At 53.1% G+C, this 18141-nt stretch carries 16 protein-coding genes and 1 other annotated feature; of the genes, 3 read left to right on the top strand and 13 right to left on the bottom strand.

Annotated elements, in window-relative coordinates; all coding sequences use genetic code 11:
- Positions 1-60: 60 nt before the first annotated feature.
- Both C1714_RS09890 and C1714_RS09885 read right to left on the bottom strand, forming a co-directional pair.
- Positions 61-2673, bottom strand: coding sequence for a valine--tRNA ligase (locus C1714_RS09890; RefSeq protein WP_102343012.1), 2613 nt, complete (start codon positions 2671-2673; stop codon positions 61-63).
- A gap of 43 nt (positions 2674-2716) precedes the next feature.
- Positions 2717-2918, bottom strand: a binding site (T-box leader).
- A complete protein-coding gene (locus C1714_RS09885; protein ID WP_102343011.1) occupies positions 2892-3248 on the bottom strand; it encodes a hypothetical protein in 357 nt (118 codons plus the stop codon). It overlaps the preceding feature by 27 nt.
- 19 nt (positions 3249-3267) lie before the next feature.
- Here C1714_RS09885 and C1714_RS09880 point away from each other — a divergent pair, with 19 nt between their 5' ends.
- A complete protein-coding gene (locus tag C1714_RS09880; protein WP_102343010.1) occupies positions 3268-3831 on the top strand; it encodes an SOS response-associated peptidase in 564 nt (187 codons plus the stop codon).
- Here the strand turns inward: C1714_RS09880 and ruvB are convergent.
- From ruvB to rplU, 6 genes are all read right to left on the bottom strand, one after another.
- The gene (gene ruvB, locus C1714_RS09875; RefSeq protein ID WP_102343009.1) at positions 3828-4844 is read right to left on the bottom strand and encodes a Holliday junction branch migration DNA helicase RuvB; all 1017 of its coding nucleotides are present in this window, start codon (positions 4842-4844) and stop codon (positions 3828-3830) included. The two genes, C1714_RS09880 and ruvB, sit on opposite strands and share 4 nt — an antisense overlap.
- Positions 4845-5444, bottom strand: coding sequence for a Holliday junction branch migration protein RuvA (gene ruvA, locus C1714_RS09870; protein ID WP_102343008.1), 600 nt, complete (start codon positions 5442-5444; stop codon positions 4845-4847).
- Between the two features lie 9 nt (positions 5445-5453).
- Entirely contained in the window at positions 5454-6728 is a 1275-nt protein-coding gene (obgE, locus tag C1714_RS09865) for a GTPase ObgE (RefSeq protein ID WP_102343007.1), read from the bottom strand.
- A gap of 118 nt (positions 6729-6846) precedes the next feature.
- Entirely contained in the window at positions 6847-7134 is a 288-nt protein-coding gene (rpmA, locus tag C1714_RS09860; protein WP_102343006.1) for a 50S ribosomal protein L27, read from the bottom strand.
- A gap of 2 nt (positions 7135-7136) precedes the next feature.
- Positions 7137-7448 (bottom strand): ribosomal-processing cysteine protease Prp, encoded by a 312-nt coding sequence (locus C1714_RS09855; RefSeq protein ID WP_102343005.1) that lies wholly within the window; start codon positions 7446-7448, stop codon positions 7137-7139.
- Entirely contained in the window at positions 7448-7759 is a 312-nt protein-coding gene (gene rplU, locus C1714_RS09850) for a 50S ribosomal protein L21 (protein WP_102343004.1), read from the bottom strand. The genes C1714_RS09855 and rplU overlap by 1 nt, the downstream gene beginning before the upstream one ends.
- A 289-nt stretch (positions 7760-8048) precedes the next feature.
- Here rplU and C1714_RS09845 point away from each other — a divergent pair, with 289 nt between their 5' ends.
- Positions 8049-8306 carry a hypothetical protein gene (locus C1714_RS09845; protein WP_102343003.1) on the top strand — a complete coding sequence of 86 codons (258 nt, stop codon included), beginning with the start codon at positions 8049-8051 and terminating at the stop codon, positions 8304-8306.
- Between the two features lie 52 nt (positions 8307-8358).
- On the opposite strand, the gene C1714_RS09840 is transcribed toward C1714_RS09845, so the two are convergent.
- Genes C1714_RS09840 through C1714_RS09825 form a run of 4 tightly spaced genes read right to left on the bottom strand, consistent with a single transcriptional unit; the run spans position 8359 to position 14229 of the window.
- On the bottom strand, positions 8359-9009 hold the full coding sequence (locus C1714_RS09840) for a tRNA1(Val) (adenine(37)-N6)-methyltransferase (RefSeq protein ID WP_167850011.1): 651 nt from the start codon (positions 9007-9009) through the stop codon (positions 8359-8361).
- Positions 8996-10483 (bottom strand): sensor histidine kinase, encoded by a 1488-nt coding sequence (locus C1714_RS09835; protein ID WP_102343002.1) that lies wholly within the window; start codon positions 10481-10483, stop codon positions 8996-8998. Before C1714_RS09835 ends, C1714_RS09840 begins: the two co-directional genes overlap by 14 nt.
- The gene (locus C1714_RS09830) at positions 10473-11141 is read right to left on the bottom strand and encodes a response regulator transcription factor (RefSeq protein ID WP_102343001.1); all 669 of its coding nucleotides are present in this window, start codon (positions 11139-11141) and stop codon (positions 10473-10475) included. Before C1714_RS09830 ends, C1714_RS09835 begins: the two co-directional genes overlap by 11 nt.
- A gap of 25 nt (positions 11142-11166) precedes the next feature.
- On the bottom strand, positions 11167-14229 hold the full coding sequence (locus C1714_RS09825) for a DNA polymerase III subunit alpha (protein WP_102343000.1): 3063 nt from the start codon (positions 14227-14229) through the stop codon (positions 11167-11169).
- 78 nt (positions 14230-14307) lie between these two features.
- On the opposite strand from C1714_RS09825, the gene C1714_RS09820 reads away from it, so the two are divergent.
- Entirely contained in the window at positions 14308-15156 is an 849-nt protein-coding gene (locus C1714_RS09820) for a DegV family protein (RefSeq protein WP_102342999.1), read from the top strand.
- A 97-nt stretch (positions 15157-15253) separates the two neighbouring features.
- Here C1714_RS09820 and C1714_RS09815 read toward each other — a convergent pair whose 3' ends face one another.
- Complete coding sequence (locus C1714_RS09815) at positions 15254-18109, bottom strand: transglycosylase domain-containing protein (RefSeq protein ID WP_167850010.1); 2856 nt, start codon at positions 18107-18109, stop codon at positions 15254-15256.
- Positions 18110-18141 lie beyond the last annotated feature (32 nt).

The following is an 18141-nucleotide window of genomic DNA, read 5'->3' as shown; positions in this document are numbered from 1 at the left end:
CGTTTCCCTTCTTCCTCTCATTCTTCGCCCGATACCTCTCTGGCCGATTATAGCATGCTTTTATTTGGCAATGGCTTCAAAACGGGCAATGACAACCGCCAGCTGCTTCTCATAGTCAGCCAGCTTTGCCTTCTCCGCCTCAACCTTGGCCGCCGGCGCCTTGGCAAGGAAACCGGGATTGGAAAGAATCTTCGTCGAACGGGCAACCTCACCTTCCAGACGCACACGCTCACTGGTCAGCTTCTTCTTCTCTTCCTCAACATCGAGAAGCTCCTGCGAAGGAATATAAATACTTCCGCCCGTAACCGTCGCAACCGTCAGATCACCATCCAGATGATCGACCCAGTCACTCTTCGCCATACGGTCAATCATCGCCTTCTGATTTTCCTCAACCGGAATCACATTTCCATCGAGATCCTTCAGAATGAAGGACAGACGGCGCGAAGGCTTCAGACCATTGTCATTCTTCAGCTCACGCAGCTTCGAAATTACCGAAACCACACGATCCATCTCCGCAATGTGCCTCATCGGAACACCTGCCACCTTCTCAGGCCAGGTTTCCAGACAGATCGATTCCTTTTCATGCGGCAGAGCCAGATAGATCTCCTCCGTCACAAACGGCATGAACGGATGGAGCAGACGAACGATCGCATTGAGCATCACAAAGAGCGTACTCTTTGCGGCCTTGCGCACTTCTTCGTCCGAACTCTGCAGCGACGCCTTGCTCATTTCAATGTACCAGCTGCAGAAATCATCCCAGACGAAGCTGTACAGCTCGTTGCCGACCAGCGCAAACTCATACTTCTCCATGTTCTCGTTGAAATGATCAAGAACCGTATTGAGACGCGCCAGAATCCAGGCATCCGCCTCTGAAAGATGCGAAAGGTCCACATCTTCCGGCTTCATGTCCTCATCAAGATTCATCAGCACAAAGCGGCTCGCATTCCAAAGTTTATTAATGAAGTTCCAGGCAGCCTCCACCTTTTCCGGAATGTAGCGCATATCCTGCCCCGGCGTCGAGTTGGTCGCCAGGAAGAAACGCAGCGCATCCACACCGTACTGATCAATGACCTGCATCGGATCAATTCCGTTGCCCAGCGACTTGGACATCTTGCGGCCCTGCGAATCGCGGATCAGACCATGGATCAGAACATCCTTGAACGGACGCTCCTTCGTAAAGTGACGGCCCTGGAACGCCATGCGCGCAACCCAGAAGAAGATGATGTCATAGCCGGTCACCATCGTGCTTGTCGGATAGTAGCGCTTGTAATCATCGGTTTCCTCAGGCCATCCCAGCGTCGCAAACGGCCACAGTGCCGAAGAAAACCAGGTATCCAGAACATCCTCATCCTGCGTCCAGTTCTCCGGATCCTTGGGCCCCTCTTCGCCAACGTAGGTCTCACCCGTCGTCTTGTTATACCATGCAGGAATGCGGTGCCCCCACCAGAGCTGACGCGATATGCACCAGTCCTCGATGTTCTCAAGCCACTGTGTAAAGGTCTTGTTGAAGCGCTCCGGATAGAAGTTGATCCGCGAATCCGGATCCTTCTGATGATCCAGCACATCCTGGGCCAGCGGCTTCATCTTCACGAACCACTGCTGGGAAAGATACGGCTCCACGACGCAGTGTGTACGCTCCGAATGGCCAACCTGATGCGTAATGTTTTCAATATGATCCATGACGCCGCGCTGCGTGAAATCCTCAACCAGTGCATCGCGGCACGCATAGCGGTCCATGCCTGCATACTTACCGCAGATCTCATTCATCGTTCCGTCCGGATTCATGCAGATGGGCTTGTCAAGACCGTGACGCTCCGCAATCGCAAAGTCGTTGGGATCGTGAGCCGGCGTACACTTCATGATGGCCGTACCGAAATCCATATCGATATAGTCATCGCCGATGATCGGAAGCTGCTGGCCGTTGGCCGGATTGATGCAGTGCTTGCCGATCAGATGCTTGCGCTTCTCATCGTTGGGGTTGACGACGATGCACACATCGCCGAACATCGTCTCCGGACGGGTTGTTGCGACGATGAAATGTTCATGATCTTCAACCGTCTCATAGTTCATGTAGTACATCTTGCCCGGATCTTCCTGGTAGATGACTTCAATGTTGCTGAGGGCGGTACGCGCTTCCGGATCCCAGTTGATGATCCGCCATCCACGGTAGATCAGCCCCTCGTTGTACAGCGTCACAAAGACATGGCGGACCGCCTTGTTGAAGCCTTCATCCATAGTGAAGCGCTCTCTTGAATAATCAAGACTGTTGCCGAGCTTTGCCCATTGCTTCCGGATCGTAGCGGCGTATTCTTCCTTCCACTCCCAGGCGCGGTCGAGGAACTTTTCACGGCCGATGTCATAGCGTGAAATACCTTCCGACTTCAGGCGGGCATCAACCTTTGCCTGCGTCGCAATGCCGGCATGATCCATGCCCGGCAGATACAGAACATCATAGCCCTTCATCCGCTTATAGCGGCAGATGATATCCTGCAGCGTATTGTCCCAGGCATGACCAAGGTGCAGAATCCCGGTCACATTGGGAGGAGGAATGACAATTGTAAACGGGTCTTTGGATTTGTCCCCGGCCGTGAAATAGCCGGCCCTGACCCACTTGTCATAACGGCCGTCTTCCACAGCCTTATGATCGTACTTTGCGGCGAGTTCTTTCTTCATCTTCATTCTCCTGTCAAATCCAGCAAATAAAAAGGCGTCCCCTCTCAAGGACGCCGGAACTTGCGTGGTACCACCTTGCTTGCTTCTCAAAGGCGTAACGTGCCGATACGGCCGCAGCTACTGATGAATTCACTGCAGCGGCTCACGGAGGACTTCACTTTCATCGAACAGACGGTCTTTCACCGGATAACCGTTCTCTCTTGCTGCCTGGAAGAAAGCTACTTATTCCGCTTCTTAGCTCTGCTGGTATTATATGGGTCTTCCTCTTCGTTTTCAAATACGATTTCTCCCGTCGAGCGCTGATCCAGGGACGGCGCCTCATAATTTTTCCTCAGAAAACTGGAAAAGCGCCTACTGACAAGCGATCCCGACCAGAAGAAATCAGCGATGATCAATGCCGCATACTGCACAATCCGCAGCGTCGGCCGCGTCTCAAGAATCAGATTGACAATGGAAAGAACAAGTGCCCCGACTCCGAAAATGCCCAGAAAAACGCCGAAGGAAAAGAAATAAAGACGCCGGTACATCCGGGCCAGCTGGGAACGCGGGTTTTTCTTCAGACTCTTTTTCGACATACTTTGCTAAACTGAAACCATGTGCGGAAGATACAGCTTTGATGTTAACGCAAATCCAGACTTTCAGAAACTGATTGATCAGGCAAAGAACCATCTCACAAACAAGGAACTGACGCTGCTGCAGCGCGGCGAAATCGCACCCGGCCAGACCGCCTTTCTTTTTACCAGAGACATCAGCGGCCGCTACCATACAACCCTTGCCCGCTGGGGCTTTGCCTCACGCAGTGCCCGTCTCATCATCAATGCCCGCGCCGAGACCGCCGATTCCAGCCCCTTCTTTCAGGGCTGCCGGCGCTGCCTGGTCTATGCCGGCGGCTACTATGAATGGTCAGCCGACCATACCCGATATCTCTTTCTACATCAGCGTGGAACGATCGGCCTGGGCGGCCTGCTTCACAGAGAAGCCGATGGCCGTCTGAGCTTTGTCATCCTGACCCAGGCAGCTTCAGGAAAAGCCGCAGAGATTCATGACCGCATGCCGCTGGCCTATGATCATGACTCTGCCGACGCCTTCTTTTCCGCCGGCACGATTCAGCAGGCAGCTGCTCTTTCACTGAAAGATCGTGAACAGGAGCGTGCCTAGAACAATGTATTCTGGAAGGAACCTTCGATGCCAAGATGCTCGTAGGCTTCCTTTGTTGCAACACGGCCCCGTGCCGTCCGGTTGATAAAGCCGATCTGGATCAGGTAGGGCTCATAGACATCCTCCAGCGTCACAGCTTCTTCGCTGATCGCATTGGCCAAAGCCTCCAGCCCGACCGGACCGCCATGGAACCGATCAATGATGCCATGGAGATACCGAAGATCAACTTCATCAAGCCCCAGCGCATCCACATGGAGACGATCAAGCGCCTGGGCGGCAATTTCCTTCGTAATCCGGCCGCCGCTGAGTACCTGGGCAAAGTCGCGGATCCGCCGCAGCAGACGATTGGCAATCCGCGGCGTACCGCGGGAACGCCGCGCGATTTCAACAACCGCATCCGGATCAATTTCCGCATTCATCACCCGCGCCGAACGGGTCACAATCTTGGACAGCTGCTCGACCGTATAATAATCAAGCTTCGACACGATGCCGAAACGGTCCCGCAAAGGCGAAGAGAGATCGCCATAGCGCGTCGTTGCACCGACAAGCGTAAACGGCGGCAGATCGAGACGCACGGACCGTGAACTGCCTTCACTGCCGACCATAACATCCAGGCAGAAATCCTCCATCGCCGGATACAGCACTTCTTCCACCTGACGGGGAAGACGGTGAATCTCATCAATGAACAGTACATCCCCCGGCTCCAGCACCGAAAGTACCGAAGCAAGATCACCGGCTTTCATGATCGATGGTCCGCTGGCGGTACGGATATGGGCATGCATCTCATTGGCAAGAATGTAGGCAAGCGTCGTCTTGCCCAGTCCCGGAGGACCGTAGAGAAGGACATGGTCCAGAGATTCGTTTCTCTGCAGAGCGGCCTGAATGAAAATACGAAGATTGTTCTTCAGCTCTTCCTGACCGACATAATCATCCAGAGTCTGGGGACGAATGGTTTCTTCGTTGTCCCCTGCCTCAGGCAGTACAGACATGATATTTTCATCGCCGCTGTCCATTTACATTCCTCCTGTCCGCTTTTTATTCAGATACTGCAGGCCGGCCTTGAGATATTCCTGGGTCGTATGGAGTCCAAGTGAGCTGAGATAGGCAGCCGCATCGCTGATCTCACTGCCCTTCCAGCCCAGATTGCGCAATCCCTGCAGAGCTTCTTCGATTTCCGGCGGATACGTTACGGTATCGGCCTTCGTATTCTTCTGAGCAACCGGAACAAGCTTGCCCTTGAGATCGAGAACAATCTGGCTCGCCGTCTTGGCTCCGATGCCCGGCACTTTTTTCAAAGCCGAAACATCGCCGGTTTCCACAGCCTGAATGATTTTTTCGGTGCCTGCTTTCGCCAGCATGCCCATGGCTGTTTTGGGGCCAAGGCCCTTGACCGAAATCAGGCGCTGAAACAGCTCCTTTTCTTCGCTGCTTTCAAAACCGTAAAGACTCAGATCCACATCCGAATAGTTCAGATAGGTAAAGATCTGAACCTCATCCTTGAGATGAACCCGATCACAATGGGGGTAGGCAACCTGCCATCCCATCCCGTTGTTTTCAATGACAACCCAGTCCGCCCCGATGGCAGCGATGGTTCCCTTAATAAACGCAATCATAGGTCTATCCTACTTGTTGTAGTCCATGACATAGCTGCCGACAATGACCTGATCCCCATCGCGAGCCCCGGCTTCGGCCAGTGCCTTGTCGATGCCCATCTTTGTAAGGGTAGCCGCAAAGGCAAAGACATCGTTCTCCTTGTTAAAGTCGACGGTATCCGCCAGACGATCCACCTTCTCCGAGACGACCTTCCACTTGCGGTTGCCAAGATTTTCAATCGTAAAGTCAGGCCGCTTCGGTTCATAGCGGTAGACAACAACCTGTTCCTGTTCCTTGAGGGCTGCCTGTTCCGCTTCCCGTGCCCTGGTGATCTGAACCTCCGCTTCATTGAGAACGGCCTCGATGCCCTTATGAAGCTGGGTGCTTGTCTCAAACACCTTCAGATCCGGATGGGCTTCCTTGAACATCCTGAGATAATCTTCCGCCCCGTCCATGTCCATCTTGTTGGCGACGACGATCTGCGGCTTTTCGAGCAGCGAAGCATCATAGGAGCCAAGCTCCTTGTTGATGATGGCATAGTCCTCCAGCGGATCCCCCTGCTCACCACTCATGTCAAGCACATGAATCAGCACGCGGCAGCGGCGGATATGGCGAAGGAAGGTATCACCAAGCCCCCTGCCTTCGGCAGCTCCTTCAATCAGACCCGGCATATCGGCCAGCACAAAGCTGCGGCCATCCTTCAGTTCCACGACGCCGATGTTCGGCTCCAGGGTTGTAAAGGGATAGGCAGCGATGGCCGGACGCGCATTGGTGGCAGCCGAAAGGAACGTCGACTTTCCCACCGAAGGGAAGCCGATCAGCCCCGCATCCGCCAGCAGACGCAGCTCAAAAATCAGATCCAGAGATTCTCCCGGCTCGCCAGGCTGCGCATATTCCGGTGCATCGTTGCGGGCAGTCGCAAAGTGATAGTTGCCAAGGCCGCCCTTGCCACCATGGGCAATCTGTACGATCTGATGGGGCCTGGTAAGATCGGCGAGCAGATCTCCGGTTGCGGCATTGCGGATCATGGTGCCAAGGGGAACCCGCAGCGTCACATCTTCGCCATCGGCGCCGTGCATCTTCTTCATCTTGCCCGGTTCGCCATTGCCGGCCTTGACACTCTTGGTGTAGCGAAGCTTGGCGAGCGTCGTTTCGTTGGTATCCACTTCAACATAAACATGGCCGCCCCGGCCGCCGTCGCCGCCGAACGGTCCGCCATTGGCATAAAACTTTTCATGACGCCAGCCGACCAGGCCTTTGCCGCCGTCACCTGCTTTTACATGAATTTTAATCTGATCAATCATGGTGTGAACCTCCCTGATTCTGAACCAACACAATATCCCTCATGAAAATATCACGAAACACGTGAAATGAGGATAAGAAAAGGGCTCCTGTCGAAACAGGAGCCGTAGATTCCAGCAATTACGCTTCTTCCGGGTAAACGGAAACCTGTTTCCGATCCTTGCCCAGACGCTCGAAACGAACGATACCACTTGCTGTAGCAAACAGCGTATCGTCGCCGCCGCGGCCGACGTTCTTCCCCGGATAAATCTTCGTGCCTCTCTGACGGTAAAGAATGGAGCCGGCAGTTGCGAACTGTCCGTCACCCTTCTTGGCGCCCAGACGACGACCTGCAGAATCACGGCCGTTCTTGGTGGAAGAAACACCCTTCTTGGATGCGAAGAACTGAATATCCAGAACGTACTTCATAGTTACACCTCCGATATTTGAATAGAAATGAATGCGGGATTTGTCTCAGCCAGTGTCTGCAGCTGAATCAGTCCGGTGTGCAGGACTGTCTGCGTCACCGTATCCGGTTCGGCTTTGCTGAGGTAAATCCGGTTATCCTGAATGGAAACATCCGCTTTGCCATTGAGCAGATCAATCGCATTGCAGAGTCCGAATGCAATCGTGCTGACGGATGCACAGACCAGATCCTGTCCATAGGGAGCGCTGTCCGCGTGTCCTGTAATTTCGATGGAACGAATCTTTTCCTGCGTTTCCGTAACGCGAATCTGGATCATCAGCCCTCGATGCTTTCAATCGTAAGCTTTGTATACGGCTGGCGATGGCCCTGACGGCGACGGGTGGAACCCTTCTTCGGCTTGTACTTGAAGATACGGATCTTCTTTTCCTTGCCCTGCTTCTCAACCTTTGCCGTAACCTTGGCACCTTCTACATAAGGTGTGCCGATCTTGGTGCCGTTGTCGCTGACGAGGATGACCTTGTCGAAGACAACCTCAGCTCCCGGTTTCACATCGAGCTTCTCGACGTAGATGACGGAATCCTTCTCGACCTTGACCTGCTTGCCGCCTGTTTCGATAATTGCGTACATGAATATACCTCCTGACCAGTTATCTTAAGACGCGCCATTAAGGGGACATCTGCTCTGTCTTAACCCTGTTCTGAGCGGTTACCGACCTCGTACAAGAGGACGTAACGGCAGTATATTAGCACATTTGAAAATTCTCTGCAACGTTTTCAAGCCACACTCCGGCGGAAAATCAAGCGTGGAAAATCAAGCGCAATTTCTGAGCATTTTGATTGACTGTTTTTCGATTCTGTATATTTTCTCAGCCTTGCATGCGTATTAGGATGTTGACGTAAAAGGAGTGAGCAAGAACATGTTAAAGTCAAAGTATGGCATCAACCTGATGGACGATGAGCAGCCGTTCTACTTCATGTGGAATGAGGACAAGTCTCATGTCCTGCTGTTCGACAACGGTGTCGTCGTTCAGGAATTCAAGGATGGTAAGTGGGAAGACGTACCGAACCGTACGCTCGGCCGCTGGGAATTCCACGATATCACCAAGGAAGAATTCGAAAAGGCAACCGGCGGTGTCATGCCGGATGTTGATCCGAAGGACATCATCGCCCTCTGATCATAGAGCCGCAGCAATGGAATCATCTGCCGCAGAAGAAAATTCTGCGGTTTTATTTTGCGTTGAGATAAACCGGTTCCATCACTTCCAACTCCGGCGCCACATTCCTACAGAACTCCAGCAGCACTGTCTTCGCCCGACCGCCCGGCCGATCATACGCAAAGCACATCCGCGTCAAATGCAGATGAACCTGTGACGCCTCAAGAAGGATGTTCTCCAGTTGCCGCGGCCGCTGCACAAGAAACAGCTTCCCATGATCCTTTAACAGCCGCCTTGTCGAAGCAAAGAGATCCTGCATCCCCAGTGTTCCGTCCGCCCGGGCTGTACCTTCAGGGCCGGCCTTGGTCATCTGGCGGCTGTCAAAGTACGGCGGATTGCACACAATGGCGCTGACCGCCGGAATGTTCAGCTGCTGCACCGGCATCGTAAACAGCTCAGCAGAAACACCGTTGTCCTTCAGGTTCACTGCCGCCTGCTCAATTGCCTTTTCATTGATATCGACGCCAATCAGCTTCTGCGGCTGAAACAGCGAGGCATACAGCAGCAGAGCCCCTGTATTTGTCCCGATATCAAGAACCGTATCATTGTGCTTTAGGCGCAGAAAACTGCCAAGCAGATACGTATCCGAATTGACATGGAAGCAGTCTGCCGGTTCATGAAATACAAAATCCGTTCCGGCCAGCCAGGGTTCACTCTTCTTCATTTTCCTCTTCCATATCTTCCGGCTCCTGCGGCGGCTGCAGTTCAAACCAGAATGTCGAACCTTCATTGACCTTCGAGATGACGCCGAACTTCGCATGGTGCGCGCCCAGAATACCCTTGGCAATGGAAAGCCCAAGACCGGTTGATGTCATGGAACGTGAGAAGGAACGCGACGACTTCTGATAGCGGTCCCATATATACGGCAGCTCTTCCGGCGAAATGCCTTCGCCCTCATCAATCACTTCCACCCGCGCCGTCTCTTCGTCTTCCTTGCGATAGGCGCGCAGCGTAATGGTTTTGCCCGGCGGCGTGTGCTTGATTGCATTGGTAAAGAAGTTATTGATGACCTGCGTAATCTTCACTTCATCGGCATAGACAATCAGTTCGTTTGGAAGATCGCGGATCACCGTCAGTCCGCCCTCCTTCACCTGCGCATCGTTGTAGTCACAGAGGTCATTGATCTTCTCCACGATGTCAAAGTTCACCGGATGCAGGATGAAATTGCCCGACTGCAGCTTGGCCAGCTCGCTCATATCCGTCACCAGATGATTCATGTAGTCCGCTTCCGAAAGAATGACATTCAGATGCTGCTGGCGCTTTTCGGGATTGTCTCCCGAAATATCGCGGATCATTTCCGCATATGCCTTGATGCTGGTCAACGGCGTCTTAATATCATGTGACACATTGGCAATCAGATCCTTGCGCAGCTCATTGATCTTCCCCAGCTTTTCCGCCGCCCCGTTCAGTGTCGTGGCAAGATCCTTTGTTTCGGTGTAGTTTCCGCCTTCGAAGGAGGCGCTGTAATCCGCCGAAGCAAGCTTATTGGCCTGCGCCTGCATCGCCCTGATCGGCCGGCTGATCGTATTGGACAGGATCAAAGAGACGACGGACGCCACAACGACAACAATGCCCATGTAAAGAAAATACTGCTGTGAAAAGAAATTGATGATCGAATCCACCGGCTCCAGCGGTGAATTGACATAGATGTAGTAATTGGCAAGCGTCGCATGCACCGTCTGACCATAGATGATCATCTCCTGACTCGTCTGCGTATTGGTCAGAAGAACACTCCCCGATCCCGTCTGCTCATCGAGCATCGTTTTTAACTGCTGTGGATTGCGGACATTGAGCGAGGCATCCGAGCTCACCTTGCTCGGGGCATGAAAGGCGCAGGCGGATCCCAGGCTGTCTGTTTCATAGACGAGACGGTCCTGATCGTTGTAAACCTGGACGCAGACGCTGTTTTCAACGCTGATCTGCAGCGCATCCGATACCGCCTTTTCATCGGCCGCGTTTAAAAGCAGGTCCTGTGTAATCGCATTTGAGACCTGCTGCACCGACTGGATTTTGCTGTTGCGGTAATACGGCTGTACCAGCGCCGTCTGCAGAACGCCGAGAATGCCGACGATCATCACCGCAAACAGCAGAAATACCAGCCACAGCTGAAACCGTATCCCGTGCCGATCAATTTTCAAACTTGTACCCCATTCCGCGTACTGTCACAATGTGATTCTTATACGGCCCAAGCGACTGCCGCAGCATCTTGATATGCGCATCCACTGTCCGGTAATCGCCGAAATAATCATAGTTCCAAACGTCTTCCAGCAGCTTTGTACGGGAAAGCGCGATGTTCTGATGATCCACCATATACAGAAGCAGATCCATCTCCTTCGGCGTCAGATCGACATTCTGGCCATCAACCTTGACCGTACGGCCGCCGGCATCAATGACCAGTCCGCCATTGTCAAAGGTCAGCTGCCGGTTTTCCGAACGATGCGTCCGCTCCAGGATCACCTTGACGCGCGCCATCAGCTCCTTGGGCGAAAACGGCTTGACGACATAATCATCCACGCCAAGCTCAAAGCCGTACAGCTTATCGTATTCCTCGTGACGGGCACTGAGCATGATCACCGGAACATTCTTGATCTTCTTGATCTGCTTGCAGGCCGTAAAGCCGTCCAGCTTCGGCATCATGACATCCAGAATCACGCAGTCATAATCATTTTTCCTGACCAGCTCAATCGCCTGCATCCCGTCCTCCGCCTCATCGATTTCATAATCGTTGAGCCGCGCATACTCGCAGACAACCTGCCGGATATTCACTTCATCATCAACAATCAGAAGTCGGACCATGCCTGTTTCCCTCCTCTTTTGGAATTTACTTTACCACCTCAAGCCGCTCCGCGATACAGGACCCGTCGTCTTTTACCGTCCCCTCAAACAGCAGATACACACCCTTTGCAATGGAGGAAGCGTATTGACTGTACAGCCGCGGCATCACGGTCAGATCAAAGTCGGCCGTCTCATCATTCAGCGTCAGATAGGCCATCATCTGGCCACGTTTGGTGCGATGAAGACGGACACTGCTGACAAAGCCGAAACCATAGCCATAGCCCGGGCTCATCTGCAGCGCGATCAGCGAGGGACGATTGATCTTCAGACGCCTTCGCATCTCAATGATCGGGTGCGGCCCCAGGGTAAAGCCGAGCGCATTGCGCTCTGCCTCCACCAGCGCCTCCGGCTGATCTTCCTTCGGCTCCAGAACCGGCTGCGAAATCAGATTCAGATCCAGCGTCAGCTGCCCGTTTCTTTCCACCTGGACCAGATCCGCATAGTTGACCGCCTCCTCCAGCGCTGATTTCATCGTCGTACGGGTTTCCCTGAAATCATCCAGGGCTCCCGCATCAATCAGCGACTCAAGAACGCTGCGCGGCATCCTGGCCAGTTCCATCCGTGCCACAAAATCAAAGTAGCCGGAGAACGGCCGCTTCTCACGTTCTTCGACAATCTGCTGTGCCTGATGGGTTCCCATCCCCTTGATCGCCGACAGGGCAATGCGGATCGAACCATCTTCACAGGAATAGTGGACGCCGGAAAAGACGACCGACGGGTATTTCACGGAAATCCCGCGCCGGCGGCATTCATCAATGTACTGTGCCGTCTTCCCCGTATCTCCTGCCACACTGTCCAGCAGCGAACAATAGAAGTCGAGCGGCGCATTGGCCTTCAGCCATGCCGTCTGATACGCAAGCAGCGCATAGGCAACCGCATGCGACTTATTGAAGCCATAGCCGCCGAATTTTTCAATCAGATCCCAAAGCTCAGTGATCGTTTCCTCTTTGATCCGGTTCTTTCGACAGCCAAGAACGAAATCCTCCTTCAGCCCGGCCATCGTCCTGGGGTCCTTTTTGGATATTGCCTTACGCAGCAGATCCGCCTTTCCAAGAGAAAAGCCTGCACAGATCCGCGCCGTCATCATCGTCTGTTCCTGATAGATCATGACGCCGTACGTATCCTTCAGCACCGGCTCCAGTTGGGGAAGAAGATAGTGAATACGCTCGGGATGGGCTCTTGCCACAAGATACTGGTCAATATTGCCTGCCGATGCCGGCCGGTACAGCGCCAGCGCCGCCACAATATCGTTATAGGAAGAAGGCTTCATCTTCTTGAGCAGATTCTTCATCCCGTTGGATTCAAACTGAAAGATGCCAAGCGTATCGGCCCGCTGAAACACTGCATAGGTATGCGGATCGTTCAGAGGAATCTTCAGAATCTGAAACTTCGGATTGCGCTTCTGAATCATCCTGGCAACGTCATCAATCATCGTCAGATTGCGCAGCCCCAGAAAATCCATCTTGATAAAGCCGCGGGCTTCCAGATACTTCGCCTCATACTGTGAAGTGCGCATGCCCGGATTGACGGCCGCCGTAGGCAGAAGACGGTTCACCGGCTCGCTGCTCATGACGATGCCTGCCGGATGAATCGTTAGATTTCTCGGCAGTCCCTCCAGCCGCATTGCCATCTGTACAAGATTTCTGTATTTTCCCTCCGCCTGCAGCAGCGTCTGCAGATGCGGAGTGGCAGCAACGGCCTCCTTGAGTGTAGCCTTGCCAGAACGGGGGATGGCACGCATCAGTGTTTCATAATCCCTGGGCAATAGACCATTGACCCGGGCCGTATCAACAATGGCCTGACGCGCGCCGAAGGTACCAAAGGCGACAATATTGAGAATGTGATCCGCTCCGTATTTCTGATAAACGTAATCAATCACATCTTTGCGCCGGTTGTCCGGAATATCGGTATCAATATCCGGCATCGATATACGCTCCGGATTCAGAAACCGCTCAAAGAGCAGGCCGTATTTTAACGGATCAATCATCGTAATGCCCAGACAATACGCAACCAGGGAGCCGCACGCACTGCCCCGGCCCGGACCGACATAGATTCCCCGCGAGCGGGCATAGCGGATAAAGTCCCACACGATCAGAAAATAATCTGAAAAGTGCATGCGGATGATGACATCCAGTTCCTGATGAAGACGTGCCGTATAGGCAGGATCTTCCTTCCCGTTCAGCCGCTTCTTTAGACCGGCAAGACAAAGCTGCGTCAGATACTGATCACTGCGCAGGCCATCCGGCACCGGAAATGCCGGCAGACTGGTTTTGGGAAGCGTAAGATCCGCCTGACAGCGGTCTGCAATTTCATCGGTCATCGCCAGATCCTCTTCGTCATAGAGGCTGGCGAATGTTTTCGGATCAAGAAAATACCGGCCCGATAAAACCGTGAGGTTGGGATCCTTCAGGGTCGTCTGGCGGCGGATGCCGGTTACGATGCGGTAGGTTTCATCGTCCTTCGGCTGCAGATAGTAGATCTTATGAACCGCAGCGGTCGGAATGTGAAGCGAGCGGCAGATCTGCTTCAGAAAATTGTTGCGCTCTACCCACATGCTGGACTCCTGATAGGAAACGGCCGCAATCAGGTCCGGTATTGCCTGCTTGAGAAAGGCGAATTTACGGTAGGCTTCTTCACGATCCGTATGAATGAGCTGCGAATCGGCCCATCCCCCTTCGCCATAGGCAATGATGATCAGGCCGAGGCTGCGGGAGGAAAGCTCCTGCAGCGATATGCCGTGGACGTGGTTTCCATCATTGAGCAGTGAAGAAAGCTCGATCAGATTCTGATAGCCGGTTCTGGTTTCGGCAAGCACAAGGAAAGGAACGGTCTTATCTTCAATCAAGACATCCGTTTCCATGCCGAAGATCGGCTTGATCCCTTCTTTTCTGCAGGCAGCTTCAAAAGCCGGCAAACCATAGAGAACATTGTGGTCCGTTAAAGCCAGCGAATGATATTCCATGGCTTTGGCAAGATGGACAAGTTCTTCGATGCGTACAGTACTGTCGAGCAATGAGTAGCAGCTGCGGACAAACAAATGCACTGACATATACACAGATTCTAGCACAGTACATTTTATTTCCATTTTTCATGCGGCAAGTCTAAAATTAAGACAAGAAGGAACAACATGAAAATAGCGTATGTGACAGACAGCGGCAGCGGCCGCAGCATTGATGAGCAGGCGGCGGACGGTATCTATTCTCTGCCGCTGCAGATCATGGAAGGATCCAATTCCTATCAGGATCTGGAAACCATTTCTCAGAGTTCCATAATTTCCCTGCTTGAACAGAAAAAGGTCATGACAACCTCGCAGCCGAGCCCTGGCCTGATCACGGATCTGTTTGAGAATCTCAAGGCGCAGGGTGTGGAGATGATCGTTGCCGTTCCCATCTGCAACGGCCTTTCAGGAACAATTTCGACGATGAATGCCATTGCGGCCGATCTCGGTCTGCAGTTTCTTTCCTTTGATACCTATACAACGGCATCCGTGGAAAACTATCTGATCCACCGCATCAAGCAGCTCAATGAAGAAGGACACTCTCCCATGGAAGTCAGCGTCAGCGCCGAAAACATCATCTCTTCCTGTGAGACGATTGTGATTCCCGGCGATCTGATGCACCTGGCGAGAAGCGGACGTCTCACCGCATCGGCCGCCCGCATGGCTACGCTGCTGCGCATTACGCCGATTCTGCATCTGAACCGGGAAACGGCGGGAAAAATCGATACCTACGATAAGGTGATCTCTATGCGCCGGGCCATGAAACGTGTTCTGGAGCACATGAAGGAAGCCAATCTCGATGAGAACTGGCATCTGACGATTACGCATGTCAATGCGATCGATCTTGCCGAGACGTTCTACCATCAGGCACAGGAAATGTTCCCGAAAGCAGAGATGGAAATTCTTCCTCTCTGCAGCCCCGTTGCTGTCCATGTTGGAATCGGCAGTCTCTGTCTCCAGTACTTCCGTAAGCAGTGATTCCATCATTTCATTCCAATACGATAAAAACGCGGAACTCATTGCTCCGCGTTTTCTTAATGCCTGTTGTTCTGTTTTCGAAGCTGACGGCTGCGGCTCAGCCCATGTGATAACCGTTGGTATCCCACCAGCCGGAGCCGACCCAGGTCCCGTTTTCATCCCAGTAGCCGTATTGCGAATAGTCAAGCTGCGCATCCACATAGTTGCCGGACGCGTCGTAATAACCCCAGCTTGATGTTGTTGAGCCATAGACATCATCCGTATAGACCGCAACCGAGCATGCCTGCCCGGAAGCTGTTCCGTCCGCCTTCGTAAAGCCGCCGCATACCTGAACATTTCCAGCCGAAAGATCACCGACGTAACCGCTCCAGGAGGAAGTATCCGAACTCACATTGCCGACAGCGACGCCATTGCTGGAGACACTCGCCCAGAAGCCGCTGCCCGAAGAACCGTTGAGCCACGACAGATCCACCATGCATGCGCCCCATTTCTCAATGTCGTTATAGTCATCATGCAGAGAGATATCCTTCTGTCCGCCGCTGCAGCTGTTGGTACCCGTATACCAGTTGATGGACACATTTCCCGCCCCGTCGTAGGTCGCGTGCAGCCCTGTCGAAGACTGCTGCGATGCCTGATAATCCAGATATTCAGCCACAGAGACCGTCGGCTGCGCTTCCAGGCCGGCAGAAGATACCTGCGACGTAATTGAAACACCAGCCGGCATCCAGTCTTCCACCGCCACATGCGGATAGGTACCGTACACATAGGTCACATCTTCGACGTCCTTCGGTTCTTCATAGGTTCCCGGATCGCCCGACGCCCTGTCTTCTGCATCGAGCAGAAGCTTATTGATATTTCCTGGAATGTTCAGCCTCTGCTTCGCACTCGTATAGTAGGTCCCCGCGCCGGCAACGGCCTTGTCATAGCCGACCCAGACCGCATTGGTATACATGTTGGTGCTGGTGACCATCCACTTGTCCTTCATCTGACCCTGCGGAATACCGTACTGAAGGCCATCAGAGCCCCAGTCGGTCGTACCCGTCTTGGCATAGACCGGATAATCGCGCTTCAGCAGCTGCGTAAAATTGAAATGCGGACCATCGACAACATACTGCATCAGCTGTGCCGCCATCCATGCACTGCCGGACGAGAGCACTTTGCGGTTCTGTCCCTCCGGATAATACTCTTCGCCTGTCGAGGTCATAATGATCTTATTGATGGTATGAGGCTGGTTATATACCCCATAGTTCATCAGCATCGCATGGGCGCCGGCCATTTCCAGCGGCGTCGTCTCAAACCAGGTGCCGCCGATCGCAAAGGACAGATGGAAGTTGTCCTGCGTCACACGTGTATAGCCGATGCTCTGAAGATAGGAAGCGACCTTGGCCTTGCCGACCTTGTCCACCACCTTTTCAAGCGTCAGGATCGCCGGAATGTTCAGCGAAAGACCGGTCGCATCCTTGATGGATACATCGCCCAGATAGTTTCCGGACGCATCCACCAGAACGCGCGACTCACCCGGATAGGTAATCGGCTTGTCCATCAGAATTTCATCCAGCGAATAGCCGAGATACTCAAAGGCAAGCGCATAGGAAATTACAGGCTTGACACTGGAGCCCGGCTGCTTGAAGTTCATCGTCGCCCGGTTCAGAAGACGTGCGCCATCATAATTGCGGCCGCCGCCGATGCCGACAATCGCACCGGTCTTGTTGTTCATACTGACAATGCCGATCTGCATCAGATCGTCCGGGAACAGCACCGTATCCGAACGTTCCCCGTTCTGGATCGCCTCAATCTCTTCCTGGATCGTGCGGTTCAGATACGTATAGATCTGCATGCCCTTGACCGTCGGATCTTCACCGGTCATCTGCTGGGCTTCCGAAAGCACCGCATCGAGATACGCCTGATACTGACTGTTTTCCGCGGCCTCACGGGAATCGCCGACAAGTGTATCTTCGACCTTTACACTCTTGGCCAGGTCATATTCACTTTCGGTGATATAGCCATGGTTCAGCATCTGGTAGAGAACTTCATTGCGGCGCGTCGTACCGTAATCAAGATAATCGTAAGGATTGTAGCGGTTGGGAAGGTTGACAATTCCCGCCAGCATTGCCGCCTCCGGCAGGTTGATTTCACTCACATTCTTGCCGAAGTAGTATTCGCTTGCCCGCTGAATGCCGCGGATATTGCCGCCGAAGTTCAGCTTGTTCAGATAAAGCTGGAAAATCTCCTTCTTGGAAATCAGCTTTTCAAGCTCCATGGCGAGATAAATCTGCTGCACCTTGTATTCAATCGACTTGGTGCGCTCCGTACCGGTATTGCTGGCATCCATGGAATCCACCGTAAAATAGGTGTTCTTCACCAGCTGCATCGTAAAGGTGGAGCCGCCCTGCCCAAAGCTGCGGGTCTTGAGGTTCTGAATAATCGCCATCGTAAAACGCGGAATATCAAAACCGTTGTGCGTAAAGAAGCGGCTGTCCTCAATGGAGAGGAACGCATCCACAACCGACTCCGGCAGCTGATCATACGTAATGTTTTCGCGCAGATAGACGCCTACTTCCGTGACGAGGTTTCCTTCATCGTCATAGATCTTGCTGGACTCTTCACCAATGAAATCCGTCACATCAAGGGTCGGGGCATCTTCGACCATACGCTTGGCAATCAGAAGGCCGAAGGAAGCGACAACGACATTGAAAATGACCAGAACCGAAAGAATCACCGTCCATATGCGAAGCCGTCTCCGCTTGCGGCGCAGCTTCAAACGCCTCTGTTCCTTCTGCTTTGTGACCTCTGGATCTTCGTGACGGATGTGATAGATCCTGGTAACGGTCCCATCCTCTTCACGGATATAATCGGAATGTTCAGAATCTGCTTCGGTGACCGGATGTACCTTTCCATCCGGCATTTTTTCAGTTTCCTCATTCGTTTTGTTCGTATTCTTCTTATCGTTCATTGGTATTCGTTTCTCCATACCACCGGCACATT

This window comes from Galactobacillus timonensis (genome assembly GCF_900240265.1).
Lineage (GTDB): Bacteria > Bacillota_I > Bacilli_A > Erysipelotrichales > Erysipelotrichaceae > Bulleidia > Bulleidia timonensis.
Note: the sequence above shows the minus strand (reverse complement) of the source record. Positions and strands in the feature narration are given on the sequence as shown.